Origin of the sequence: Scandinavium lactucae, assembly GCF_033843265.1 — a bacterium.
Lineage (GTDB): Bacteria > Pseudomonadota > Gammaproteobacteria > Enterobacterales > Enterobacteriaceae > Scandinavium > Scandinavium lactucae.
In genome coordinates this window covers 1-25,140 of sequence record NZ_JAWXRD010000029.1, presented here as the reverse complement: position 1 = coordinate 25,140, position 25,140 = coordinate 1, and the positions used below count along the sequence as shown (strand labels likewise).

Sequence of the window (25,140 nt, the reverse complement as noted above, 5' to 3'; positions counted from 1 at the left end):
GCCTGTGCCGCCTTTTTTATACTCTACTCATTGCATTGCAGAAAACAGCAGGCAAAGGGGGAAGTTGATAAAAATAGTCGCAGGATGTCCGCAGCAGTTCAGCATCGTTATCATGATGTGATAACAGGAAAAATTTTCGTCCTTGTCGATGGTGAGCCATCTTGAGTCAGTGATCGGCAAACAGTCTTTTGTGCGTGTTCGCTAGCGAGGGGTGAGCGTTGTAATATGGCAACAATAATAGACCTCGTCCTGCGCAAAAATTCAGCTCGCCATCAGCGTAATGGTCCTCTGAAATATCAAACGCTGCAAAAGCTTGTTTGTTAATCTTTGTGCTTTTCAAATCAATAATAGCTTTGCACAACACCTTTCCGGCCGCGACGGTTAACGCGTTAATGCTGCTTAATCGTTTCGATAATTGACGTGGTGGAGATGGTGGGGGTTCGCGCGAGATAAACCACCTCACATAGCGGGGAAAGATGGTCAAACCTCCCTCGCCAATCATCTCCCATCACCAGCGTTTGGGCGTTGAAACGCCGGATATAATCCGCTTTTAACTCAAGCGACTCCTCAAGGAAAACCTCATCCACGCACTTTAACTCATCAATAATGCGCATTCGCTCATTCTGCCGATAGACCGGGAGGCGTGCCTTTTTATGTAAATTAAGCGCGTCTGATGATATGCCGACAACCAGTCGGTCTCCCAGTGCTCTTGCTCGGCGTAAGATATTGAGATGGCCAATATGGAAAACATCAAATGTGCCAAATGTAATAATCGTTTTCATCATTGCTATCTGTTATCAGCATCAGACGGATTATCCTGATGTCGCCTCATCAATAATTTCAGCTGCGCGCAAACCCGCGTTCCCATCATTAAAGGCATCGCAGTATTCCGTTCTGATGACATCCAGGTCGGGGGCCTTTTTATGCCAGGGATAGTCTGCCGAGAGGAAGTATCGCAGATCGGCCATGTCACGCGCGTCAGGCAGGATTTTTCGGATCTGTTGCTCGGGGCTTTCGTGGGTGCTGAAAGATTTATTTTCTGTCAGCAAGTCGTCCATTTTATCCCAACGCAACAAAATCACGCGCTTTTGCGCATTGACAGCATCAAAAATAAAACCGCTATTGTCGCTGATGACATAGTCTGCGCATTCAAGAAGGGCAAAGGTCGACGTATTATCCGTGACAATATTCTTTAAGTAACGTCTGGCGGCTTTCAGGTTGTGTTGTTCTTCTTTTCTGCACAGCGTCGCGTGGTGTAACTTGCAGATAATCGTATATTCGTTGCTGAGTCGACCTAATTTTTCTGCCCAATGAGGGAGAGAGCTTAATTCCCCGTAGGTAGGGGCATAGAGCAAGGTAGGCTTTGTAGGGGTTAACGCGATGTGAGAAGGTAGTTCTTGCGCATAAGTTTTGTTATGCCAGTCATCAAAGCGAGGGTTTCCCACCACTTTTACGCGTGTGGCAAGATCCAGCGCTTTTGCCGTGTAGTGGCTGTAACATAAAATATAATCATATTTGGTATTCCACGCCGCATGATTCCATTCATTTTTAGCCAGACCATACACCGTCCGGACATGTATCCGAGCAATTTTCTCAGCATACGAAAGGTAATAAGGTGTCACAAGACAACTGTATACTTTTTGATGTTTTAAAACGGTAGACAACAGCATGAAACGCAGCCCGGGAACGTTAACCGTTCCCAGGAAATTCACCATATTATTAACATATTCCGTTTCTATCAGGTCGTTAATAATGATATCGCATGGGATGTCTTTATTGATAAGTGCAGTGATAATATTGATGTAAACGTCATAATGAAATGAGGTCTCCATCAAGAAACCGATGCAACGCGTTTTATTCGTCATATTAAAAGACATGTCTCTTGTTTCCCTTCCCAGCACACCCGCTTAAACTTGCTCATAAAGCCAGTTTTCCGGCTCGCTAATATTTAACAGGTTTTGCAGGATCTCCTGCTGCATGGCCAGTACGGTGATATTGCTCTCATTGAGCGCCTTACATTCGGCGGCAATCTGTTCCAGGGAATCCCAGAGCATCGTTAACTGCTTCTGATGAGGGGCGGGAAGGCGGGAGAAAAGGGTGCGCAGACCGGGCGAGCCGACAGGGATCCCGAGTTGGGTCAACAGCTGATAGCGCTGTTTGCTGTTATGAGACAACTGCTCGTACAGCGCCATCAGTTGCGGATTCAGCGCGTCAAGCTTTGCCGTATCGCGTGCAACGAGCCACTGGCGCTGATCGGCAAGCAGGGTTTTCAGGCTGATGTAAGTTTCACGATCCTCGACCATGCCCTGCACCAATATTTTTACGCACTGTGCGGCGTTACTCATTGTTACCTCTGATAATATTTCTCGATTGCGCGGGTTAGCGAGTCGAGATCGACGCTAATTTTCCCCTTCGCAATCGCTTCTTTCATACTGGCGACACGTGCCATATCGACCTCTGGCAGTGTGGCCAGTTGAGTCTGCGCATCACCAAGAACGGGATCGATGGCAGCGGTTCGTGGTGTTTTCATCTCTTCAGTGCCGGAGGTGCGCGTCGGGGTCGTGGAACTGGCCTGATTGACTGCGCTCGTCATTGCGTACTGGGTGGATGTCACTTTCATCGCGGTACTCCATCTTCGGAATTTTTATTGGTCGTTTTCGCCAGGGGGATGCACAGCGGAAAAATCGTTTCCTGACGCCTTACCAGGTAAAAGCGACGCATCAACGCGAAAACTTAAACAGGAGGTCATAATTTTACTGACCCGTCGAAAAGCCGGTTCTGACCACCCCCATATCCACCACCGTCGCAGAAACTTCACGCTCACTGCTTTCGTTTTTCACCTTAATCATCTCTCCTTTCCGCCCCTTTTTACTGGCGACGCCCATCGTACGTGCCTCCACGCCATCCTGAATGGCAATCATCAGTACGCGCTGACCACGCTCTACCATCACGGGCGTATCGAGCTGGCTCTGGCTAATCGGCTGAAGCTCGCGGATGCGGCGTTTAAGGGTCAACCCGACGACCTCATCCGGGCGAGTGATGTAACCGCTACGCAGGTTGGTGATATTGAATTTCCGGCGCGTGAGGTCTGCGGCGGACAGGACATGACCCCGCTCCAGCGTCTCTTTTGCCATCAGTACCTGTAGATAGATGTCCGGCTTCACGGTGACCGCCACTTCCCAGCCACTTCCGGCTTCACAGCGCACGTCAAAACGCAGGCGACGTAAATCAAGGCGCTCTCCTCCCGGCATGCTCACGCTTAGCGGCTCAGGGCAGGGGGCGTATTGCGAAATTTCAGACGGAATAAACAGGTTCAGCTTCGCCTGGTAATCCTCCCAGCGGTTGCGCTGTGCTTCCTGACGAATCGCGTCGGCGGCCTGCTGCTGGACGCGGGCATAGACCTGCTTACGCGCCGTTGAGGCCGGGGGCTGCGCGGCGACCGGAAGGGCCAATGAACAGAACAGGGTAATCAGAACCGACCAGCGGAAAAGAAACTTCCTGCTGATAGCGGTTGATGTTGAAAAGACTATTAAATTCATGATGTTAAAAACCTGGCACGATAGTTGCTTTGAATGTTGTAGCAACACGGACTATCGCAGGTGTCCATCATCAGAAAGGAGTGAGTTTGTGAGTATTACTTTTGATAAGGCATTGGGCGTTCATCCGCAGGCTGTAGCACTTCGACTTTCCAGGGCGGAACTGCTTTCAGCAAATCTGGCTAACGTCGATACCCCCAACTTCCAGGCTAAAGATATTGACTTTGCCGCGGAGATGCAACGTTCACAGCGGGATTTCTTTCCCGGGTCTGCGCCGCAGGAGATGTATCGCGTGCCGTATCAACCCTCTTCGGACGGCAACACCGTTGCGCTGGACGTGGAGCAGGCGGAGTTTTCCAAAAACGTGCAGGACTTCCAGATGAGCCTGGCGTTTTTAAATATGAAATTCACCGGCCTGAAGAAGGTAATTGAAGGTAAGTGATTGAATTAGGTAACGAGAATGGCTTTTAGCGATATTTACCGTGTTTCGGGTTCGGCGATGACGGCACAAACCGTCCGTTTGAACACCATCGCCAGTAACCTCGCCAACGCCGAAACCCCGGCGGTGGACGAAGGCAATGTATACAAAGCGCGCCGTCCGGTTTTTGCCGCGGTGTATCAAAACGATGAGCTCATGAAAGACAGCGCGTTGTCCGGGGCTCGCGTCCAGGTGCTGGATGTTGTGGCATCGGGGAATGCGGTGCAGCGCTATGAGCCGCATCACCCGATGGCCAATCCCGACGGGTACGTCTGGTATCCGGACATCAACGTGGTGGAAGAGATGGCCGACATGATGTCGGCGTCACGTAACTTCGAAACCAACGTCGATGTTCTTAACAATGTAAAAAGCATGCAGCAGAGTCTGCTGCGTCTTGGCGAGGCGTAATTCATGAGCGTGAACGGAGTTTCAACCCGCAACGGGGATACCACTTATGGCAGTGGTGTGTCCGCCAATGACAATACCGCCGCAGGGATGAACAACCTGTTTATGCAGCTGCTGGTGGCGCAAATCCAGAACCAGGATCCGCTGAACCCGACCGACGGGACGGAATATGTCAGCCAGCTGGCACAGCTGACGCAGGTGCAGTCGATGGAGACCATGTCTCAGCTGATGGCGAATAACGCGGTGCTGATGGACAACCTGCAAACGCTCTCCACCGGCAACCTGGTTGGACAGAAGGTGATGGTTCAGACCGATACCCTCGAAACCGATGGTAGCACCTCTGTTAACGGTCGTCTGACGCTGGACCACGCCGCCAATACCGTGACGGTTGTCGTGAAGGATGAGGCCGGTAATGAGACCAAAATTGAGCTCGGCAAGCAGGAAAAGGGTGAAGTGAATTTCAACATTGATCCTGAAGCGCTGGGGCTTAAAGAGGGCACCTATACCTTGTCGGTGGTGACAGACACCGAGGACACCAACGTACCGATTGAAATCGGTGGTGTGGTGAACAACGTGCGCATCCCGCTTGATGGCAGCCCAACCGTACTGAACATCACCGGTGTGGGAGAAGTGGCCTACAACAACATTTCGCAGTTTGGGCAGTCGCACGACAAAAACCCAAAAGGATTAATGAGTTAATCAGGAATAATTATGAGCTTTGATATTGCAGTTTCGGGCTTAAATGCCATTAACCAACAGCTGGGTGCGATTTCCAACAACATCGCTAACTCCGGTACCGTCGGCTTTAAATCGGGCCGCGCTGAGTTTGCCTCTCTGTATGCTGAGGGCCAAGCGCTTGGGGTCGGCGTGACCAATGTCGCGCAGAGTATTTCCAAAAGCGGAAATATCTTTTCCTCTGCCAACAGCCTCGATTTGGCGATCAACGGCAACGGTTTTTTCGTCATGCGCGACAGCGCAGGCACCACGGCCTATACCCGGGCGGGATATATGCAGACCGACAGCCTGGGCAATCTGATTAACAACCAGGGCATGTACCTGCAGGGATATCCGGTAGATGCCAATGGCGCAATCCAGACCGGTTCGGTTGGCAATCTGACCATTAACAGTGGTTCTATTCCGGCGAAAGCGACCAGCACCCTCGACTTTACGGCCAACCTGAACGCCAACGAGGAGCTGCCAAAAACCGCCACCTTCGATCCGGCTGATGAATCCTCTTACAACCACACCGATGCCACCCAGGTTTACGACTCCTTGGGCCGGGAACATACCCTTAAGCAGTACTTCGTCAAAACCGCCGATAACGAGTGGGAAGTCCATTACTACATGGATGACCAGAAGCTGAGCAATACGCAGAAACTGACCTTTACCGAGCAGGGCATTTTGCAGCAGCCTAACGGTGCCGTCAGCATCACGGCCGATATTGCAGGCGCTGAATCGATTGATTTAGCGCTGAATTATAACGGGACAACGCAGTTTGGTTCGGACTTCTCCGTCAGCAAAAAAAATGGCAACGGCTATGCGTCAGGGGAATGCACCGGACAGATGATCGATAAAGATGGCAGCGTCTACGCCACCTTCTCTAACGGTGAACGTCTGCTACAGGGCCAGGTCATTCTGGCAACCTTCGCGAACCCGAATGGCCTCTCTTCACAAAACGGTACTACCTGGTCACAAACCTCCAGCTCTGGCGCACCGCTGACCGGCACGCCGGGTTCGGGTCTGTTAGGGGCGCTCTCCTCTAATACGCTGGAAAGCTCTAACGTCGATCTGACGGCGGAGCTGGTCGGGCTGATGACCGCCCAGCGTAACTACCAGGCCAATACCAAGGTGATCAGCACCAACGATAGCATGATGACGGCGTTGTTCCAGGCGGTGTAATGGACCACTTAATTTATACCGCGGTGAGCGGAGCCTCTCGTAGCCTCGCGCAGCAACAAATCCACGCCAACAACCTGGCCAATGTGAATACCCAGGGGTTCCGTCACGATCTTGATAACGCGCTGTCGCAGCAAATTCAGGGGGAGGGGTACGCCTCCCGATTTCTGGTTCAGCAGCAGCAGGGCGGGGTCGATTTAACCCCTGGGGCGATACGCGATACCGGGCGCGATCTGGACGTCGCCGTCAAAGGCAGCGGGCTGATTGCGTTGGTGAGTGGCAACCGTGAGGTTTACACCCGCAACGGCCAGATTGAGGTCGGCCCGGAGGGCGATCTGACCATTGATGGCTTACCGGTGTCTGGTGACAACGGCCCGATTGTTCTGCCGCCATTTTCGGCAATCAGCATTGCTGATGATGGGGTTATCTCCATTGTTCCTGATGACGGTAACGTGGCGACGCCGATGGATGTCGATCGGATCAAGTTGGTGGATATTCCCGCGTCGCAGCTGAGCAAGAATGCCACCGGGTTTATGGTCACTAATGCCAATGTGAATCCGCGCACCGAAGAAGTTGAGCTGGTTTCCGGGCATCTCGAAAGCTCCAACGTATCGGCCATCAGTGAGATGGTCTCCAGCATCGCGCTTAACCGTCAGTTTGAAGCACAGATCAAAATGATGAAGGCGGCGGAAGATCTGGCCACGGCAGGCAACCGCCTGCTGCGGAATACCTGATTTTTCGACGTTTAATGGAAAGGAAATACGATGAATCCCGCTTTATGGATCAGTAAAACCGGTCTTGCCGCGCAAGACGCGAAGATGAGCGCCATCTCCAACAACCTGGCGAACGTCAATACCACCGGTTTCAAGCGCGATCGCGTGATGTTCGCCGATCTGTTTTATCAGAATCAGCGCACGCCGGGCGGTCAGCTTGACCAGAACAATACCTCGCCTACCGGTATTCAGTTTGGTAGTGGGGTAAAAATCGTCGGCACGCAGAAAGAGTTCTCTACCGGCAATATCCAGAACACCGGGCAAAAGCTGGATGTGGCGATCGCCGGCCAGGGCTTTTTCCAGGTGGAAACCAGCGACGGCGATATTGCCTATACCCGTGCTGGTAATTTCCAGAAAAACCCGGATGGCCTGCTGACCAATGCCCAGGGGCTGCCGCTGGTGCCACAAATCGAGCTGCCGGATAACGTCAAAGATCTGCAGATTGGTAAAGACGGCACCGTGACGGCGACGGTCGCAGGTGAAACGGAACCGGTTGAACTGGGCCAGATTACGCTGGTGAACTTTGTGAATCCGGCCGGTCTTGAAGCCATTGGCGGCAACCTGTACCGCGAAACCGCTGCCAGCGGTGAAGCCGTTGAAGGTGTCGCCGGTGAAGAGGCTTTCGGCCAGCTTGAGCAGGGATCGCTTGAAGGCTCCAACGTTCAGGTGGTTGAAGAGATGGTCGATATGATCACCGTCCAGCGCGCCTATGAGATGAACGCCAAGATGGTCTCGGCGGCGGATGACATGCTGAAGTTTGTCACGCAGTCGATGTAACGCGTGAAGCGAAGTGAATAAAAAATGAAAAAGCAGTTAGTTATCGGCTTTTTTGTGCTGCTGCTGGCCGGGTGTGAAAGCCCGGCTCTGCTGGTACAGAAAGACGACGCGGCCTATGCGCCGCCGGAAGATTTTGCCATGCCGCCTGTGCAGGTTCAGGGCGGTGGTCTGTACAACGCCAATTACAACTGGTCCCTTATCCAGGATCGCCGCGCCTACCGCGTGGGCGACATTCTGACCGTGAAGCTGGATGAATCTACCCAGGCCAGCAAACAGGCGCGGACCAATTTCGGCAAGAAAAATGATGTCTCCATCGGTATACCGGAGGCCTTTGGTCACTCGGTGGATAAACTTTCCGGATCGGTGGATGGCAGCCGCAACTTCAATGGGAATGCGACCTCGCAGCAGCAAAACAGCCTGCGCGGTGCCATCACCGTTGCGGTCTACAAAGTACTGCCTAACGGCGTGCTGGCTATCCGCGGTGAGAAGTGGCTCACCCTTAATCAGGGCGATGAATATATGCGCGTCACGGGCCTGGTGCGCGCCGACGATATCGAACGCGACAACTCCATCTCTTCCCAACGCATTGCCAACGCGCGTATCTCCTACGCGGGACGCGGTGCGCTGAGCGATGCGAACGCCGCAGGCTGGTTGACCCGCTTCTTCAATCACCCGCTGTTCCCAATTTAAGGAGTCTGCCATGCGTAAAGCGATGCTATTTCTGATGCTGTTGTGGACCACAGGGGCCACAGCGGAACGTCTGGGGAACGTGGTCGATATCCAGGGAGTAAGGGGTAATCAGCTGGTGGGTTACAGCCTTGTGGTCGGTCTGGACGGCACGGGTGATAAAAACCAGGTGAAATTCACCAGCCAGTCGGTGACCAACATGCTGCGCCAGTTTGGCGTACAACTGCCGACCAAAATCGATCCGAAAGTGAAAAACGTCGCTGCCGTGGCGATCAGCGCCACCTTGCCGCCGGGTTATGCCCGGGGCCAGTCTATTGATGTGACGGTATCGTCCATTGGCGATGCCAAAAGCCTGCGCGGCGGCACGTTGCTGCTCACGCAACTGCGCGGGGCAGATGGCGAGGTCTACGCCCTGGCGCAGGGGAACGTGGTGGTCGGCGGCGTGAAGGCGGAAGGCAACAGCGGCTCCAGCGTCACCATCAACACCCCCACCGTGGGGCGGGTACCCAACGGCGGTTCGGTGGAGCGTGAAATTCCCTCTGATTTCCAGCAGAACAATCAGGTGATTTTAAACCTCAAACGCCCGAGCTTTAAAACCGCCAATAGCGTGGCGGTCGCGCTTAACAATGCGTTCGGATCCGGCATCGCCACGGCGCAGAGTGCAACCAACGTTATCGTTAATGCCCCGCTCTCCGCCGGTGAGCGCGTGGCCTTTATGTCGATGCTGGAAGATGTGCAAATCAATGCCGCTAAACAGCCGCCGCGCGTGGTGTTTAACGCGCGTACCGGCACGGTGGTGATTGGTGATGGCGTGGTGGTTCGCGCGGCGGCGGTCTCACACGGCAATTTGACCGTGACCATCCGCGAATCGTCCAATGTCAGCCAGCCGGGTGCCTTTAGCCAGGGGCGAACCGTCGTCACGCCCGAAAGCGATGTCAATGTCGATCGCGGTCGGGGACAGATGGTGACCATTGCCGCCGGAACCAGCCTGCGTAGCATCGTGAATACGCTGAACAGTTTAGGGGCATCGCCGGATGACACCATGGCGATTTTGCAGGCGCTGCATGAAGCGGGTGCGCTGGATGCCGAGCTGGTGGTGATTTAAGGAGGCGTAATGGTACAGGCGATTCAACCCCACACCAGCATTCTGCCCGGCGATATGGTCGGGCAGATTAAACCACAAAATCTGGAGCAGGCGGCCGAGCAATTTGAAGCGATGTTTCTGCGTACCCTGATGCAGCAGATGCGTAAAGCCTCGCAGGCGCTGGTGGACGATAACCCGTTTGACAGCAAACAGCAGCGCATGATGCGTGATTTCTATGATGACAAGCTGGCATCCCAGCTGGCATCGCAGCGCAGCAGCGGAATAGCCCAGATGATTATTACCCAGCTTGGGCCGCAGGAGCAGGCGGCGCTTAAGAATACGCAGAGTATGGCCGCTTTACATGAACATCCTCAGCATTTAACGCCCCCCGTCGTCCCCGTGATGCGTCGTGGGCAGGAGTAACCGATGAACATGATCAACATTGCCTGGAGTGGCTTGCAGGCGGCGCAGTTTGGGATGAGCGTGACCTCCATGAACATCTCTAACGTCCTGACGCCGGGCTACAGCCGTCAGGGCATTATTCAGAGTTCCGTGGCGACGATGGGCCAGGGAGGCCTGTCGGCTGGTGCTGGCGTTCAGGTTGACAGTATCCGGCGCATCTCCGATCAGTATTTAACCAGTCAGGTGTGGCAGAGCAACAGCAAAGCCAACTATTACGGGATTAACAACCAGTATCTGAGTTCGCTGGAAAAAGTGATCGGGACGGACTCCACTAGCCTGGGAACCGGTCTGGATGATTTCTTTTCGGCCCTGAGTGCGCTGACAAAAGAGCCGGAAAATGAAGCGAACCGTCAGCAGCTGCTGAATCAGGCAGATTCTCTGGCGACGCGCTTTAACAACATGAACGACTTTATCAACAGTCAGAAAAAATCGGTTTCCAGCCAGCGCGACACCATGGTCGGGCAGATCAACAGCCTGACGGCGGGTATCGCTGATTACAATAAAAAAATCATGGAAGTCGACTCCACGGGTGGCAACAGTAACGTGCTGCGCGACCAGCGTGATGAATTGGTGAAACAGCTGAGTACCTATAGCGATGTGAAGGTGACGGAGGACAGCAACGGTAGCTACTCCATTTCGTTGAAAAATGGCCAGCCGCTGGTCAGCGGTAAGGTGGCCGGAGAGCTGACCAGCAGCCAGGATGGCAGCGGCAACCCGATATTAAGTCTCAATTTTTCCAACACGACTTTCTCGTTAAACCCCTCCACGGGTGGGCAGCTTGGCGCACTGTATGACTATGAAACCGGTGATCTGGCTCAGATGCAGGCCTCGGTGCAGGGAATGGCTGAAGCGGTGGCGACGCTGTTTAACGATCAGCTGGCTCAGGGTTTTGATAAAAAGGGTAATCCGGGTAAACCGCTCTTCACCTTCGATCTGAACAACCCGGCGGGCATTTTACAGGTTAACGACCTCAAGCCGGATGATCTGGCGCTGTCTGACGCCACTGGCGAACAGGGTAACGGTGGCAACCTGCAGGCGCTCATCGAACTGAAAAACAAAAAGGTGGATATCGGCGGGATGGGCAATATGAGCCTGAATGAAGGCGCTGCCGCCATCATCTCTAACGTCGGCATAGCCAGCAAGAAATCCCAGAACGAACTGGAAGCCGCGCAGAGTGTGTACGATCAGGCGCAGCTGCAGCGCAACAACCTCAGCGCGGTGAACCAGGACGAAGAGGCGATTAACCTTCAGGTCTATATGCAGGCGTATCAATCCAACGTCAAAGTGATTGCCACCGGTAATCAGATTTTCAGTGACCTGTTAGGCCTGTTCTAACCGGCGTTAAGGAATCAATTATGCGAATCAGTAGTCTTTATAATTCTGATGCCATGATGGCGCAGCTTGGCGCTAACGGCACACGTATCAGCAAACTGATGGAACAGATGGCCACGCAAAAGCGGATTAATGTTCCGTCTGACGATCCGGTTGCTGCCACACGTCTGGTCCAGCTTAACCGCGAGCAATCGGCCATCAAACAGTACCAGAGCAACATTACCGGGCTGAGCGGGGCACTCTCCAGCCAGGAAGCACACATTACAGCCATGAGTAATCAGCTGTTAGCGCTGAACGATAAGCTGCTGTCTGCGGCCAACGGCGGCGTCCACAGCGGGCAAGATATGTCGGGCTATGGGGCTGAACTGTCCTCAATGCTCGATTCGCTGGTGGCCTCGATTAACGCGCAAAACGAAAGCGGGGGATATCTCTTCTCTGGCACCAAAACCGATACCAAACCCGTTATCTGGGATGAGGCTCAGGGGAAATATGTCTACCAGGGCAACAACGGCACGCGTGAAACCACGGTGGCGAACGGAATTAACATCACCGAAAACACCAATGTTGTCGCGGCATTTTCCGGCAGCGGCGACGATCTGGAGATGCTAAACAAGCTCAAGGCCCTGAGCGATAAAATGCAGGACCCGGCGCTCTCGATAACGGATTACGAGGACTCCCTCAACGAGATGCTGGCGCTGTCCGGGCAATCCCGTGACAACGTGGCGGCGCTGTTTACCGATCTGGGGGGCCGTCAGAACCGACTGACGATGTTGGGTGATGCCCATACGGATGTCAGCATGGCCAACGACCAGGTGGTGCGCGATCTGTCAGACACCGACTGGGCAACTACCAGTATCAATCTTCAGCTGTATACCAACTCCGTACAAATCACCAACAAGGCATACAGCATGATTAGCCAGCTTTCGCTCTTCAGCATGTTGTAATGGTTATGCAAGTCGGTTTAAAAACAAACACGCTTTCCACCTCCCCGGCATCGGTCAGAACCACGCCGGGGGCGGCAACGCCTGTTGCTCGTCCCGAGCAGCGGGCCCCTGTCAGCCGTACCACACCGCAATTCCCGGAATCTGCGCTGCTTTCGCGTCGCCCTTTGCGCTACAACCTCCAGCTTAATCAGCAGCTTACGGCGGTGCAAAAGGCAGAGAATTATCTATCGGAAACGGAAACACAGCTGTTGCTGCTGCGCCACCAGGCTACGCGTGGCAACCCGGGAGAGCCATCCGCAGCGGTTGATACGTTGTTGCGGCAGCGCCGCACCCTTTCTGGCGGGACGGTGGATCGCAACTTCAATGTGACGCTACAGCAAAACAGCAAAGTCAACTTTACGTTGCCAGGAATGGATAAGTTGCTTGAACAGCTGCCGGGCGAGACGTTGGTTTTTGCGCTTGGCGGTAATAAGCGTGAGCTTACCGCTGTGGCAATACCGGCACAGGCGACGCCGCGTCAGGCGCTGGTTCAGCTGAATGTGGGGCTGGGGCGTTTGGGGATCCACGCCTCCTTAAGCCGCGAAGGGAAAGCGATTTTTCAGGTCGATGAAGCCCGCTGGGAGCGAGTGAGCCAGCAGTTAAGCGTCCGTGGGGAAGGGCATCTGTTCCCGGCGGATGCCTTTACGCTCCTGGCCCCACGCGCTGAGGCGAGCCGCGAGGATGAAATCGGTCAGTTGAGTAGCCAGTGGGAGCGTGGGGCAAGCGGTAAATTGCAGCAAACGCTGGAGCAGATCACCCGTGAGCGAAGCAAACTGCTTCAGCATCAGGACCGGGTTTCTGCCCGCATTCAGGATATGGCAACGGTCTACGCCCCTGATGAAGCGCTGGAAACGGCACGTGCGCTGGGCGAAGCGTTAGCGAAAAGCGGGAAACAGTATGGTTTGCTGTCGCAGGCCCTGTCTGCTCAGGGGAATGTATCCCTGATGACAGTGAAAAATATTTTGGGATAACGCCACGTCTCCCCTCGCCCACGCTGTTGCTGGAGGGCGAGGGGAGAGAGTGGATTATTTATGCAGCGGGTATAAAAAGATGGCTCCCGTTTGCCCGACAACCACCGACTGATTATCTACATAGACGGGCTGCATCCAGAAATCGACATGCATCAGCGTGTCTACCAGGCCATCAATCATCAGCCCTTTCTGCACCGTGCTGTAATAGATGGGCGTATAGGAAAAGAATCGCTTCCCGTTTTGTTCATTGATCTCCGTAAACTTCCCTTTCAGCACAAAACGGTTGTCGTTAGGGCTGGTGATGATCGGCAAAATGGCATCATTGACGGTCTGCATATGGGAGTCGTAAATCTCTTTCCGCCGCGACATCAGATCATAAAAGCCGAGCTGTATATAAACGTCAACGTCAGCCTGGGTGGAGAGCGACAGTGGCGTCTGCCAGGCGCGAACGCCGACAAACACGCCAGCGGCAATCAGAAAGTATGACAGCAACCATTTCCAGTTAAGTGCAGGTTTCCATCTCACTGATTTTCCTCCTCGTTTCTCGCAGGATAAGATTATTCAGAAGCGCAGGGTCGATGCGCCAGTGATAGATAGCCATCACCAGTTGTTTGCTGCCACAGCGGTTCTTTAACGCAAAGGTGTAATTGAGCGTCTGATCGACACTCTGGTAATAGACCGTCATGGTGGCGGACTGGGATTTGATCTGCTGATTGATAATATAAAGGGTGTCTTTGATCTTGCTGTAAAAGTCCTCTTTATTCATCTCCAACTGGTTCGCTTCGGATATCGCGTAAATGTTTATATTGCTGTAGACACCGGGTTCTTGCTCCGTGGCAACCAGCCTGGAGTCATGCGACGTGGCGTAATGCCATCCTGCGACAGCGCTGGCGAGCACCACAAAAAGCAGGGCCAGAAGGGCGAACAACGGTTGATAGTTGCGCAAAGGTTCTCTGGTCTGCGTCAATGGCTCATGTGAGAGGATGACTTCCGTTTCCCGATGCATGGAGGTCTCCGGGAGCGCAGGAAAATTGTCTGGCTCTTCAACAACCGCATCGTCGATGACGGGCTCGGAAACACTGGCGGGTTGGTCGGTATCTTCACTTTCAAGCTCAACAGAACGGCACCAGGCTGGTTCCAGTAAATACCCTTTTTTGGGTATGGTTTTTATAATTTTTTGCGCTTTTCCATCATCTTCCAGCGCACTACGCAATGCGTGGATAGCATTAGGAAGACTATTATTGCCGATAACCCGACGTTCCCAAACCAGGGTGGTCAGTTCTTCACGGGTGAGTATTTTCCCCGCGTTTGTCACCAACACGTCTAAAAGCTTTAATTGGTACTCGCCGAGGCGTTTTTTTTCACCGGAAACAAGACTGATGATCGAGCCTGAGGGCAAATCTATTAACCAATTATTTACCGCGTAATACATTTTATTCATGGCAAGTGATGGTGGCTACCCCCTCCAGAAGAATTTAATTCGCCAAGCATTGCGCAATATCTGGACGAAATGCTTAATGTAAATTAATCATTAATTCCGTTTAAAATTCATTGAGAATTGCCGCTTGCCTGCGGAGATGGTGCAAAGAAAAGGTCATACTTGCGGGTAAACGCCAAAAAACCCCTCATAAAAAGGGGGGCTGTCACCCGACAATGTCATCCTTTTCTTAGGTGTATTTAGGAAGTTTCTCTTCCTTGGCACATTTTTACGCTATAAAACTGTGATGTGCAATAAATTATTAAGCGAATAATTCGGGGGTTTTATAACAGGCATGATTAAAAGTTAAATAAAATGGTTGGTTGATCTTTTTATTAACAAAACCAACGGTGTTGTAAATAAGATGTTTTTGGCTGGATTTTTGCGAATGAGACGCTTTTCAGTGAATTCTTTAAAACGTAAGAAAATGTAATGTTCGCTTAAGTTTAAACGCTAATATGTCGCTTTGAATTGTCTTTGTATTTATCCGCTAATAATGAGCATTTCTTTATTATGCGGATAACACTTTCATTCTTTAGCCAGGAAAAAAGAAAATTTTTTTTCATTTCCGATTTAATTCGCCATAGGTCTGTGTCGTTTTACATGAGTACCAGAGAGAAGAGCCTGACCGACAGGTTCAAAAGGAGAATTAAAAATGGCACTTTCTATTTTTACTAACGCATCTTCCATGGCTTCCGTGAATGCGCTGAATAAATCCAACAGCATGCTGTCTACAGCAATGGAGCGCCTGGGCACCGGTAAACGTATTAACTCCGCAGCAGATGATGCAGCTGGCCTGCAGATCGCTACTCGCCTTCAGGGCCAGACCAACGGCATGACCGTTGCTCAGCGTAACATCTCTGATGCGACCGCTTTGCTGCAGACCGCAGAAGGTGCTTTCGACGAAGTAAGCAACATCATGTACCGCATGAAAGACCTCGCAACCCAGGCTGCGAACGACACCAACGGTCCTGAAGATCGTGCGGCGCTGCAGTCTGAAATGGACGAGCTGAACAGCGAACTGTCCAACATCATGGGCAACACCAAATATGCAGGTGAGAGCCTGTTCGCAAGCGGTGGTAAATTCACCAGTGCGATGAACTTCCAGATTGGTGCTTCTGAAGGTGAAAGCCTGAAACTGGATGTCAGCTCTGAACTGACTGCGGTACAGGGCGCAAGCGGTATGGGTGCGCTGACGGGTTCTGGCGCTACGCTGACTACCGTTTCCGGGGCTCAGGCGATGATTACCAACATCGAAGGCGCGATTTCTCAGGTGGGTACTCTGCGCTCTAAACTGGGTGCAAACATCAACCGTCTGGGTCACACCGCGGCTAACCTGGCAAACATGAAAGACAACACTGACCTGGCACTGGGCAACATCCGCGATGCAGACTTCGCGTCTGAAGCCTCCAGCATGACCCGTAACCAGATGCTGGCGCAAACCAGTATGTCGATGCTGAAACAGTCCAACAGCATGTCCGGTATGGTGATGTCCCTGCTGGGCTAATCCACCACACCGTTTAAATAAACACCGCTGTAAGGCGGTGTTTTTGTTTGTGGCATTTCCCTTCCTGTTGTTTCCCTTCAGGGGAAATCAGCCTTCCTTCTAAATTGTAACCTACTGAATTTAAAAAACTTAAAAATTGGCACGATGGTTGCATTAAACCGTCATGGTTTAGCAACAGGTGCGAACGGAGAATAACGACATGGCCGATTTTAGCAGTATCGATCCTCAGACTCTGGCTCAGCAGCTGGCGACATACGACATTATGTCTATGCAAAACCAGCTGAAGACCAAAACCGCCACGATGACGTCGCAGAAAAAAGCGCTCGACGCATTGAAAACAGCACTTACCGACTTCCGCAGTGCGATGACCGGGCTGAACGGCACCAGCGATGGCATGCTGAAAAACGCGGTCAGCATGAACCGCGAAGGGATTGCCAATGTGACGGCAAACTCAAGCGCGTTGAAGGGGACCTACAACATTGAGGTTGAGCAGCTGGCCTCTGCCCATCAGATCGGTTTTGACGCAATGACCGATGAGTCCATCAAGAACGCCACCGGCACGATGGATATCACCCTGGGTGAGGGAAAAAGTGCCAAAACCATTACCGTCAATCTCGACGATATGGAGAGCCTCAGCGATCTGACAAAAGCCATTAACGGCAATAAAGATAACCCCGGCATCACGGCGTCGCTTATCCGCACCGACGGCAAAATTATGCTGATGCTGAGCAGCGACGAGAGTGGTGAGAAAAATAAGATTACGGTTGGCGGTTCGGCAGGATTCGATTCAGCGAATGCGAAAGAGATCGCTAAAGCGTCAGACTCCATTATCAAAATGGGAGAGATGACCTTCACAAACAGCTCCAACACCCTGGATAAGCTTATCGACGGGGTGACTATCGAGCTGACTTCATTAACAGAAAAAGACAAACCGCTGACTATTTCGGTGGGAACCGACAGCGCCGGCACCAAAGAACAGCTCCAGACCTTTGTCGATGCCTATAACACCCTTCAGGACACGCTGACGAAGCTCACCAAAAGCGGCAGCGGTGACGATGAAACACGCGGTGCTTTTGCCGGTGATGCCACGATGTCCTCCCTGGATCGTGAACTGAACGATGTGATGCGTCAGGTGTTCGGTGGGAAGCGCATGTCTGATTTTGGCATTACCGCAGATAAAGACGGCAAGCTGGAGATCGACAGCAAAAAGCTCGATGCGGTGATCAAAGCCGATCCGCAAAAGCTCAATGACCTGTTTAACGGGAAGCAGGGGATGCTGACCGCGATAGATAAATCCCTCGACCGTTATCTCAACTCCACCAACGGTTTACTGAAAGGTCGCCAGGAAGTTCTGGATCGCCAGCAGAAAGACATTGATACCAAAACTGAGGCCATGAACGCGCGCTTCGAATCGTCGCAGGCGCGTTATCTGAAGCAGTTTACCCAACTGCAGAAAGCCATGGCGCAGATGAACAACACCATGGGTATGTTTGGTTTAGCTTAAGGAAATTACCGCTTTTATGTACGGGAACGAACAGCAGGGCTACGGCCATTATCAGCAATCCGATCTGGCTATTCAGGCCGCGGCAGCGAATCCACATCAGTTGGTATTGATGCTGTTTAACGGCCTGATGGACGAGCTGGTGCGGGCCAAAAGCCATATCGCCGCACGTCGTTACGATCGCAAGGTACAGAGCATTAATAAATGCATAGATATCCTGAATGCGCTTACCAGTTCCCTGGACTTTGAAAAGGGAGGGGAACTGGCGCTGAGCCTGGCCAATCTTTACGACTATTGCGTTTATCGCCTTTACGACGCCAGCCACAAGCTCTCGGTGAGCCACGTTGAAGAGGTGGAAGTGATCCTCCGCAATCTACAGGACGGCTGGGAAAGAATGGGGCAGCAAAATGGATGATATTCAGGTTATGCGTTATCTGGCGCGTTCCCTGAAGCAGGCGGCCAGTCAGCACGACTGGCCGAAAATGCAAGAGGTTGACGCACAGATTGCCGCCCTGCTGACTTCACTGAAAGGGCAGGGCGATGATGGGGCAAAACGCGAAGCGCTTCACGCGCTTCAGCGCGTTCACCAGCAGGTGAGCCATTACTGTCAGCAACAGAGTGATGCGCTCGAGGAAAAGATGGCCCGCACCCGTCGTAATCAGGAAGGGGCAACGGCCTACGCACAGTTTGCCAGCGCGGAGGACTCAGGGCGATGAACCTGACCCTTTCACCGTCCAGGCAACTCCCCGCCGCGGCGGAACCGGATGAGATAACGTCCGCGCAACCCGCCGCAGGACAGGCGGAGACGACACCGGCAGATCTCGCCGCTGGAACGTCAGGCCAGGCCGCACCAGCGTTTAACGATGCGTTGCTCACGATTATCAACACCCTGATGGCAGGTGAAACGCCGCGGGACAATCTCATGGTGATGAACGGACTGGACCGCGATGAGGATGATGACACAGAGATGCAGAACGCCGACGGTCAGACGCGGGTGCAGGATCTGATTGGCTCTCCGCAACAGCTGCTGGATGCACTGCTGATGGCAAGCCAGATGCCAGTGAAAACGCTGCATACGACCCAGACCCACATCCCACAGACCGGGGAAGGGTTGAAGATGCAGAGCCTTTCGGCGGGCACTCAGCCGATGACAATGACGCTTAAGCCGCTGGAACAGGCTATTCCGCTCAATGTCACCCCGGAGTTAGCGACGGATTCGCCGAAAACCGCGGCAATCGATACCGTAAAAGCACTGGCGACCGCATTGCCTGCGACAGGCCAACCGCTGGTTGCTCAGACCTTTTCCACCACTATGGATAAGCAGGTGGTTAACCTGCCGCCCATCAAACTGGATGCCGATGAGGTGAAGTGGTCGCAGCAGCTGCATAGCGCCTTAAACGATCGTTTGCAGCTTCAGGTCAGAAACCAGGTTCAGCATGCCACGATCCGTCTCGATCCGCCTGAGATGGGCAAAATGGATATCTCGCTGCACATCGAGAACGGGCGTATGCAGGTGCATATCAGTGCGAGTAATGGGGAGACCTATCGCGCGTTACAGCAGATAAGCAATGAGCTGCGCCAGAGTCTGACCGAGCAAAACGTTATGCAGGTCAATGTGCAGGTCTCTTCCCAGTCCGGGCAACAGCAGGGACACAGGCAGCCGATGCCAGCATCCGACGAGAATCCGGAAGCAGCAGCAGTGCTACACGCAGAGGACATTTCGTTCACTGCCGACAAAGATGATTCAGTATTACTTACGGTTTAAACATACCCATTATGACAATGAAGACCTTTTCTTTGGGGCTGATTATCGCCCTTATCGCAGCCATTTTCGCCGCTGTACTCACCGTCCTGGGTACACATCTTCTGAGCCAGGACGAGCATAAACGCTCTGCGCTCAGCAACCTCTTTAGTTCATCAGAGGAGAGCGTGGTGGAGTTTGTTGAAATCAAAAACGTGGTGGTGACGTTAAAAAGCCGCGGTAATTCAGAGCGCTATCTTCTGCTGGAGCTTGCCCTGACCACCGACTCTGCCGCCGATACCCGCCGTTCTGAGGAGATGTCCCCGGCTATCCGCGGTGCGACCGTGAATGCCCTGTCGGCAATGGATTACGACTCGGTGCGGGGAATGAGCGTCGAATCGCTGCGCGATACGTTGATGGGCGCGTATGTGAAGCGCTTCAAAACCCTCAATACGCGGATGCCGTTTAAAGACGTGATCATCAGCAAAATGGTTTTCCAGTAAATAGCGGCAGTTGATGGAAATGATGGATTTTATTGCTGACGATGCGCTGACGCCGGAGGAGGAAGCCCGGTACGTACAGGCCTATTTACCGCTGGTACACCGCGTCGTGAAACAGCTCGCCTGGCAAACCAGCAGCGTGATGGACAGGGACGATATGGAGCAGATTGCACTGATGGGGCTACTGACCTCACTGCGCCGCTACGGTCATCCCGACGAGCAGTTTGCCGCGTTTGCCGTGCAGCGCGTGCGGGGCGCGGTGCTCGATGAGCTGCGCGAGCTGGACTGGCGTCCGCGCCGGTTGCGGCAGAAGAGCCACAAAATCAATGACGCGATCCGGGAGGTCACGCGCAAGCTGGGCAGAACCCCGAGCTTTGAGGATCTCAACGAGCACCTTTCCATCACCGCAGAGGAGTACCACGAGTATTTGCTGCTGGACTGCGCCAGGACATTAGAAAGCCTCGACGAACTACTTGGTGAGGATGCACTTCAGGGCACCCTCAACACCCGGCCGCTGGAAGACGAAATGGTCATCAGCGGCACCCTAAAGGCTGCGCTGGCGAGTCTTGATGAGCGTGAGCAGTTGATTCTCTCGCTCTATTACCAGCACGAGATGAGCCTGAAAGAGATTGCGCTAGTCCTCGATCTGACCGAGGCGCGCGTCTGTCAGCTTAATAAAAAGATCGCTCAAAAGATCCAGTGTTTTTTCCAGAAGTGAAAGGTATATGCAAAAGTTTCTCGGTATTTTCATAATTTTTAGCTGCGTAGTTGGCGGCTTTTTGATGTCTGGCGGGCGACTGTCTTCATTCTGGCAGCCCGGCGAAATTATCATCATCCTCGGTGCGGGATTGGGGGCGATGGTGTTGGCAAACCCGCGTGCCGTGCTGGCGGAAATGTATCGCCAGTTCCGCGGCATTATGCGCAAAAACGAGTACACCGATGAGTATCAGCGCCAGCTGCTGATGTTACTGTTTGAACTGCTGGAGCTGGTGCAGGACGGCGGTTTGAAGGTACTGGATGAGCATATCGAAGTACCGGAGAGCAGCCCGTTATTCCAGAAATACCCGCTCATTTTGCAGAACAAAGCGATTATCACCTTTATCGCAGACAACTTCCGTCTGATGGCGATGGGCAAGATTAACGAGCACGAGCTGGAGGGGATCCTCGAGCAGGAGCTGGTGGCGATGGAGGAGAACCTTCTTCAACCTTCCCGCTCGTTGCAGCGTACCGCCGAAGCGATGCCGGGCTTTGGGATCTGTGCGGCGGTACTGGGGATTATCATCACCATGCAGTCCATTGACGGCTCTATCGCCGTGATCGGCGTAAAAGTGGCTGCCGCGCTGGTGGGAACCTTCCTCGGGGTATTCTTCTGTTACTGCCTGATGGATCCGGTGGCGAACGCCATGGAGCAGCGGACCAAAAAGCAGATGGCGGTCATCGAGTGTGTGCGTACCGTGCTGGTCAATCACGTGGCCGGTAAGCCGACGCTGCTGGCGGTGGACGCAGGGCGCAAAATGCTGCCGCTGGACTCTAAGCCGACCTTCGCCACACTCGACGGTTGGGTTAACCAGATGACGGGTGGATCCTGATGCGTGGCTCTCGCGGAAAAGAACATACCACTATCATTAAACGCTCCTCCCGCAAAAGCCATGATGCCTTTCATGGCGGCGCGTGGAAGGTGGCGTTCGCAGACTTTACCCTGGCGATGATGGCACTGTTTATGGTGCTGTGGATCATGGGATCGGTCAGTGAGGAAGAGCGTAAAGAGATTGTGTCTCAGCTCAACGGTGAATCCATTTTCGAAGGTCAGTCACTGTCGCCCATTACCCAGCCTAACGGGGTGGGCGGCAAAATCGCGGCCACGGAAAAGCGCGATCGCGGTGACGATAAAACCAAAACTCCGGAGGAGAAACGCGTCGCGTCGATGAAAGGTGAAAGCCTGGACGACGTGAATAAGCGCTCCCAGCAGGAGATAGAAGATCTCGCCCGGGTGATTATGAAGATCACCTCGGCTTATGACGCGCAGTCAAACCTGAAGATGGAGATTGTGCCGCAGGGGTTACGGATCCTGGTCACCGACGATCAGAAGCGTGAAATGTTCCAGCGCAGCAGTGCGATCCTGACGCCATTTTTCACCCGTCTGTTGACGGAATTTGCTCCGGCGCTCAATAAGATCGACAACAAAATCGTGATTACCGGCCATACCGACGCCACGCGTTTTCGCGATCAGGATCTGTATAACAACTGGAATCTGTCAGGTGAACGCGCGATGCAGGCCCGCCGGGTACTCACTAAAGCCGGACTGGATCCCACCAAAATATTGCAAGTGAGTGGCATGGCGGATCAGATGCTCATCGATCCCGCCAATCCGCTGAGCTCTTCGAACCGCCGGATTGAGATAATGGTTCTAACCCACTCTGCCAGCGAATCGTTGTATCAGTTCTTTGGCCAGCACGGCGAAAAGGTGATTAAGCCCATTATCGACAGACTTTCGCAGAAGAAGTAACCGGTTTTTACGATGTTTATCCTTACTCACATTCAGAAAATGGTCAGCATGACGCTTGCTGCTGCCCTGATGGTGGCGTTTTGCGCGACGGTTCAGGCCGCACCCCGAAACGATACCCTTGCCGCGACGGAGCAAGAGCGTGCGGCGAAGGCGAGAATGCGTAACCGGGCCTTGCTGCTGAAGAAGTCCCATTCGCGTCTGGCCGTGGTTCCCGTCACACCGGAGCAAAAACGGCGCGAAAGTGAAAAGCGACGACTTGAGCGCCTTGAAAATCGGCAACAGCTGGCGATGCACAAACGCTGGCAGCCGGGGCAGCTCTCCACCGATATGATCTGGGAACCGTTGCCAGGCGAGACGGTCAGCCCACGTTTGCAGGCGTCGTTGAAACAGGTTATCCAGCTGCTAAACCAACAGATAGGAAAACCCTACGTCTGGGGTGGTGAGACTCCGGAACAGGGTTTTGACTGTAGCGGCCTGGTCTTTTACGCGTTTAATCCGGTGTTAAGCCGTAATCTGCCGCGCACCGCGAACGGCATGTTCCAGGACCGTTCATTACACCACGTCCGGCAGGAAAAATTACGTCGCGGCGACCTGGTCTTCTTCAACATAAATCAGCGCCCGGGAGCCGATCACGTCGGGGTTTACCTGGGTGACGGGCAGTTTATTGAAGCCCCGCGGACCGGTCTGACTATCCGTATTAGCAAACTTTCCGATGCCTTCTGGCAGGACCATTACCTCGGTGCCCGCCGGATATTAACTGAAGAGGCCGTGCTGTGATGTCACGGCCTGACGCTGAATACCGCCTCGGTATGTGCCGCCAGGGATGGCCCCCTTTTAAGATTGATTGAGATACTTTCCATGAACCAGATGCCTAAAAAATTCGCCATTGATGATGGCTCTACCAATGTAAAAATTAGCTGGATCGAGAACGGGACGCTGAAAACCGTCGTCTCGCCGAATTCTTTCCGCAAAGACTGGAAGAGTGCGGCGCTGCTGCGCGGCCAGGCGGTGCATAACTACACCATTGGCACGACAAAATATACCTATGACGCCACCTCCGATAAGGCGCTCTCAACCACCCATATCGACTATCAGTATGACGATCTGAACCTGCTGGCGGTTCATCATGCGCTGTTACAGACCGGCATGACGCCGTGCGATGTAGAAGTGATTGTCACACTGCCGATCACCCAGTTTTACAAGCCGGATGACTGCCAGCGGAACGAGGAGCGTATCGAAGCAAAACGCAAAAACCTGATGCGCGATATCTCCCTCAATAAAGGCGAACTGTTCCGCATTGTCGACGTGCAGGTCATGCCGGAAAGTCTGCCTGCGGCGCTGTCGCATCTTCTTAACTCCAACGTCAACGAATTCACCAAATCGCTGGTGATCGACTGCGGCGGGACAACGCTGGATATGGGGATCGTTGTCGGTGAGTTCGATGACGTCTCGGCCATTTATGGCAATAACGAAATCGGCGTGGCGATGGTCACGGATGCAACGCGCAAACTGCTGGCGGCGGCTGATAGTGACTCCAGTTATCTGGTGGCCAACGAACTGATTAAGCGTCGTCACGATCTGGATTTCGTGAAAAGTGTGATTAACGACGAGTCACGTATCGACGAGATCCTCGAAAAGATTGAGATTAAGATCCAGGAACTGGGAGACCAGGTCGCCTACGAAGCGAAGAAATTCGCCAAGAACCCGAACCGCGTATATTTGGTTGGCGGCGGCGCTCATCTTATTGAAGGGGCAATCCGTGAAGTCTATGCGACCCTGGGCGATCGGGTGGTCAGCATCGAAAATCCACAAAGCGCGCTGTCGCGTGAAATTTGTCTTTATCACTCTGACGCGGGGGCACAGACCATTGATGATCCCTTAATGGCGGAGGTGGGCGAGAATGCGTAAGGGGCAGATTCGCCGCGTTAATCTGTCCCTTCATCTGACGCCAGAGCAATCGCGCGCCGATTTACGCGCGATGCAACACTTGCAGCAATGGCACCAGTCGATGGATTCGTCAGCCGGGATTGATGACACCAATATGGCGATCCGGGCCTTTCATCGCGACGTCTATCTCGCCGGTTTGCAGCTTTATTTAATGGATCCGGCGGTGTGCCACCATGTGGCGGAAGCGCTGGGGCGTGAAAGCCTTTCCCTTCCGGCGTTACTCAGTGAGCTACAGACGCAGTCTACACCACCGCCCGCGCAGGATTCGTCAGCTGAACAGCTGGCGGAATTGCAGAAAATTCGTGAAGAAGTGGCTGCGTTAAAACCGCTGATGGAGCAGCAAAAACTCGCCCTGCAACAGTTACGCATGGCGACGAAAAATGCCAGCGTCTCCACGCCAGAGCGCAGTAACGGGCAAGAGGAGGTGGCATTAAGCAAAGTGGATGCGCCAACCGAGAAGATGCAGAAAGTCAGGCAGAAGGGGATTTTCTAAGGCCGGATGTCCTCACGGTGTGTGAGGGCAGCCGCTTGCGGCGAATAATCGAACGGAGTTCGATGGAGAGTCCGTTTCCTCAGA

Annotated in this window: 31 protein-coding genes; 24 read left to right on the top strand and 7 right to left on the bottom strand. The window is 53.3% G+C overall.

The genetic code is table 11. The annotated features are described in order from the left end of the window. Positions 1 to 389 precede the first annotated feature (389 nt). From SIK69_RS10640 to flgA, 5 genes are all read right to left on the bottom strand, one after another. On the bottom strand, positions 390 to 782 hold the full coding sequence (locus SIK69_RS10640; protein WP_319628609.1) for an FAD synthase family protein: 393 nt from the start codon (positions 780 to 782) through the stop codon (positions 390 to 392). A gap of 30 nt (positions 783 to 812) precedes the next feature. Next, entirely contained in the window at positions 813 to 1,877 is a 1,065-nt protein-coding gene (locus tag SIK69_RS10635; RefSeq protein WP_319628608.1) for a CDP-glycerol glycerophosphotransferase family protein, read from the bottom strand. A 30-nt stretch (positions 1,878 to 1,907) separates the two neighbouring features. After that, positions 1,908 to 2,345 carry a flagellar protein FlgN gene (locus tag SIK69_RS10630; protein WP_319628607.1) on the bottom strand — a complete coding sequence of 146 codons (438 nt, stop codon included), beginning with the start codon at positions 2,343 to 2,345 and terminating at the stop codon, positions 1,908 to 1,910. A gap of 2 nt (positions 2,346 to 2,347) precedes the next feature. Continuing rightward, complete coding sequence (gene flgM, locus SIK69_RS10625) at positions 2,348 to 2,620, bottom strand: flagellar biosynthesis anti-sigma factor FlgM (protein ID WP_319628606.1); 273 nt, start codon at positions 2,618 to 2,620, stop codon at positions 2,348 to 2,350. 133 nt (positions 2,621 to 2,753) lie between these two features. After that, positions 2,754 to 3,539, bottom strand: coding sequence for a flagellar basal body P-ring formation chaperone FlgA (gene flgA / locus SIK69_RS10620; protein WP_319628605.1), 786 nt, complete (start codon positions 3,537 to 3,539; stop codon positions 2,754 to 2,756). 88 nt (positions 3,540 to 3,627) lie between these two features. Here flgA and flgB point away from each other — a divergent pair, with 88 nt between their 5' ends. Genes flgB through SIK69_RS10560 form a run of 12 tightly spaced genes read left to right on the top strand, consistent with a single transcriptional unit; the run spans position 3,628 to position 13,384 of the window. Then, positions 3,628 to 3,978 (top strand): flagellar basal body rod protein FlgB, encoded by a 351-nt coding sequence (gene flgB / locus SIK69_RS10615; protein ID WP_319628604.1) that lies wholly within the window; start codon positions 3,628 to 3,630, stop codon positions 3,976 to 3,978. An 18-nt stretch (positions 3,979 to 3,996) separates the two neighbouring features. Continuing rightward, entirely contained in the window at positions 3,997 to 4,422 is a 426-nt protein-coding gene (gene flgC / locus SIK69_RS10610; protein WP_319628603.1) for a flagellar basal body rod protein FlgC, read from the top strand. A gap of 3 nt (positions 4,423 to 4,425) precedes the next feature. After that, on the top strand, positions 4,426 to 5,118 hold the full coding sequence (gene flgD, locus SIK69_RS10605) for a flagellar hook assembly protein FlgD (RefSeq protein WP_319628602.1): 693 nt from the start codon (positions 4,426 to 4,428) through the stop codon (positions 5,116 to 5,118). A 12-nt stretch (positions 5,119 to 5,130) separates the two neighbouring features. After that, complete coding sequence (flgE, locus tag SIK69_RS10600) at positions 5,131 to 6,318, top strand: flagellar hook protein FlgE (protein WP_319628601.1); 1,188 nt, start codon at positions 5,131 to 5,133, stop codon at positions 6,316 to 6,318. Then, positions 6,318 to 7,049 (top strand): flagellar basal-body rod protein FlgF, encoded by a 732-nt coding sequence (locus tag SIK69_RS10595; protein ID WP_319786066.1) that lies wholly within the window; start codon positions 6,318 to 6,320, stop codon positions 7,047 to 7,049. Before flgE ends, SIK69_RS10595 begins: the two co-directional genes overlap by 1 nt. Before the next feature lie 30 nt (positions 7,050 to 7,079). Then, a complete protein-coding gene (gene flgG, locus SIK69_RS10590; RefSeq protein WP_319628599.1) occupies positions 7,080 to 7,865 on the top strand; it encodes a flagellar basal-body rod protein FlgG in 786 nt (261 codons plus the stop codon). Between the two features lie 24 nt (positions 7,866 to 7,889). Beyond that, a complete protein-coding gene (flgH, locus tag SIK69_RS10585; RefSeq protein ID WP_319628598.1) occupies positions 7,890 to 8,555 on the top strand; it encodes a flagellar basal body L-ring protein FlgH in 666 nt (221 codons plus the stop codon). Between the two features lie 10 nt (positions 8,556 to 8,565). Next, a complete protein-coding gene (locus SIK69_RS10580) occupies positions 8,566 to 9,657 on the top strand; it encodes a flagellar basal body P-ring protein FlgI (RefSeq protein WP_319628597.1) in 1,092 nt (363 codons plus the stop codon). Between the two features lie 9 nt (positions 9,658 to 9,666). After that, positions 9,667 to 10,059, top strand: coding sequence for a rod-binding protein (locus SIK69_RS10575; RefSeq protein WP_319628596.1), 393 nt, complete (start codon positions 9,667 to 9,669; stop codon positions 10,057 to 10,059). A gap of 3 nt (positions 10,060 to 10,062) precedes the next feature. After that, complete coding sequence (gene flgK, locus SIK69_RS10570) at positions 10,063 to 11,433, top strand: flagellar hook-associated protein FlgK (RefSeq protein ID WP_319628595.1); 1,371 nt, start codon at positions 10,063 to 10,065, stop codon at positions 11,431 to 11,433. A 20-nt stretch (positions 11,434 to 11,453) separates the two neighbouring features. Continuing rightward, on the top strand, positions 11,454 to 12,374 hold the full coding sequence (gene flgL, locus SIK69_RS10565) for a flagellar hook-associated protein FlgL (RefSeq protein WP_319628594.1): 921 nt from the start codon (positions 11,454 to 11,456) through the stop codon (positions 12,372 to 12,374). Next, positions 12,374 to 13,384: a hypothetical protein gene (locus SIK69_RS10560; protein ID WP_319628593.1), complete on the top strand. Its 1,011-nt coding sequence runs from the start codon at positions 12,374 to 12,376 to the stop codon at positions 13,382 to 13,384. The genes flgL and SIK69_RS10560 overlap by 1 nt, the downstream gene beginning before the upstream one ends. 54 nt (positions 13,385 to 13,438) lie before the next feature. Here the strand turns inward: SIK69_RS10560 and SIK69_RS10555 are convergent, their stop codons facing one another. Further along, positions 13,439 to 13,909: a hypothetical protein gene (locus SIK69_RS10555; protein ID WP_319628592.1), complete on the bottom strand. Its 471-nt coding sequence runs from the start codon at positions 13,907 to 13,909 to the stop codon at positions 13,439 to 13,441. Next, positions 13,887 to 14,825, bottom strand: a complete 939-nt coding sequence (locus SIK69_RS10550) for a winged helix-turn-helix domain-containing protein (protein WP_319786065.1) — start codon at positions 14,823 to 14,825, stop codon at positions 13,887 to 13,889. The genes SIK69_RS10555 and SIK69_RS10550 overlap by 23 nt, the downstream gene beginning before the upstream one ends. 691 nt (positions 14,826 to 15,516) lie before the next feature. On the opposite strand from SIK69_RS10550, the gene SIK69_RS10545 reads away from it, so the two are divergent. The 12 genes from SIK69_RS10545 to SIK69_RS10490 all read left to right on the top strand — a co-directional run bounded on the left by SIK69_RS10545 (position 15,517) and on the right by SIK69_RS10490 (position 25,056). Continuing rightward, positions 15,517 to 16,368 carry a flagellin N-terminal helical domain-containing protein gene (locus SIK69_RS10545; protein ID WP_319628590.1) on the top strand — a complete coding sequence of 284 codons (852 nt, stop codon included), beginning with the start codon at positions 15,517 to 15,519 and terminating at the stop codon, positions 16,366 to 16,368. Positions 16,369 to 16,567: 199 nt separating this feature from the next. Continuing rightward, on the top strand, positions 16,568 to 17,872 hold the full coding sequence (gene fliD, locus SIK69_RS10540; RefSeq protein WP_319786064.1) for a flagellar filament capping protein FliD: 1,305 nt from the start codon (positions 16,568 to 16,570) through the stop codon (positions 17,870 to 17,872). A gap of 16 nt (positions 17,873 to 17,888) precedes the next feature. Beyond that, a complete protein-coding gene (gene fliS, locus SIK69_RS10535) occupies positions 17,889 to 18,284 on the top strand; it encodes a flagellar export chaperone FliS (protein ID WP_319786062.1) in 396 nt (131 codons plus the stop codon). Beyond that, the gene (fliT, locus tag SIK69_RS10530; protein ID WP_319628587.1) at positions 18,277 to 18,585 is read left to right on the top strand and encodes a flagellar protein FliT; all 309 of its coding nucleotides are present in this window, start codon (positions 18,277 to 18,279) and stop codon (positions 18,583 to 18,585) included. Before fliS ends, fliT begins: the two co-directional genes overlap by 8 nt. After that, on the top strand, positions 18,582 to 19,634 hold the full coding sequence (locus SIK69_RS10525) for a flagellar hook-length control protein FliK (RefSeq protein WP_319786061.1): 1,053 nt from the start codon (positions 18,582 to 18,584) through the stop codon (positions 19,632 to 19,634). The genes fliT and SIK69_RS10525 overlap by 4 nt, the downstream gene beginning before the upstream one ends. Before the next feature lie 11 nt (positions 19,635 to 19,645). Then, the gene (locus SIK69_RS10520) at positions 19,646 to 20,113 is read left to right on the top strand and encodes a flagellar basal body-associated FliL family protein (protein ID WP_319628585.1); all 468 of its coding nucleotides are present in this window, start codon (positions 19,646 to 19,648) and stop codon (positions 20,111 to 20,113) included. Between the two features lie 13 nt (positions 20,114 to 20,126). Further along, on the top strand, positions 20,127 to 20,828 hold the full coding sequence (locus SIK69_RS10515) for a FliA/WhiG family RNA polymerase sigma factor (protein ID WP_319628584.1): 702 nt from the start codon (positions 20,127 to 20,129) through the stop codon (positions 20,826 to 20,828). Between the two features lie 7 nt (positions 20,829 to 20,835). Further along, complete coding sequence (gene motA, locus SIK69_RS10510) at positions 20,836 to 21,699, top strand: flagellar motor stator protein MotA (RefSeq protein ID WP_319628583.1); 864 nt, start codon at positions 20,836 to 20,838, stop codon at positions 21,697 to 21,699. Next, the gene (gene lafU / locus SIK69_RS10505; protein WP_319628582.1) at positions 21,699 to 22,616 is read left to right on the top strand and encodes a putative lateral flagellar export/assembly protein LafU; all 918 of its coding nucleotides are present in this window, start codon (positions 21,699 to 21,701) and stop codon (positions 22,614 to 22,616) included. The genes motA and lafU overlap by 1 nt, the downstream gene beginning before the upstream one ends. Before the next feature lie 12 nt (positions 22,617 to 22,628). Continuing rightward, entirely contained in the window at positions 22,629 to 23,393 is a 765-nt protein-coding gene (locus SIK69_RS10500; RefSeq protein ID WP_319628581.1) for a C40 family peptidase, read from the top strand. A gap of 81 nt (positions 23,394 to 23,474) precedes the next feature. Further along, positions 23,475 to 24,524 (top strand): plasmid segregation protein ParM domain-containing protein, encoded by a 1,050-nt coding sequence (gene parM, locus SIK69_RS10495; RefSeq protein ID WP_319628580.1) that lies wholly within the window; start codon positions 23,475 to 23,477, stop codon positions 24,522 to 24,524. Continuing rightward, positions 24,517 to 25,056: a hypothetical protein gene (locus SIK69_RS10490; protein WP_319628579.1), complete on the top strand. Its 540-nt coding sequence runs from the start codon at positions 24,517 to 24,519 to the stop codon at positions 25,054 to 25,056. Before parM ends, SIK69_RS10490 begins: the two co-directional genes overlap by 8 nt. The last annotated feature ends 84 nt before the right edge of the window (positions 25,057 to 25,140 follow it).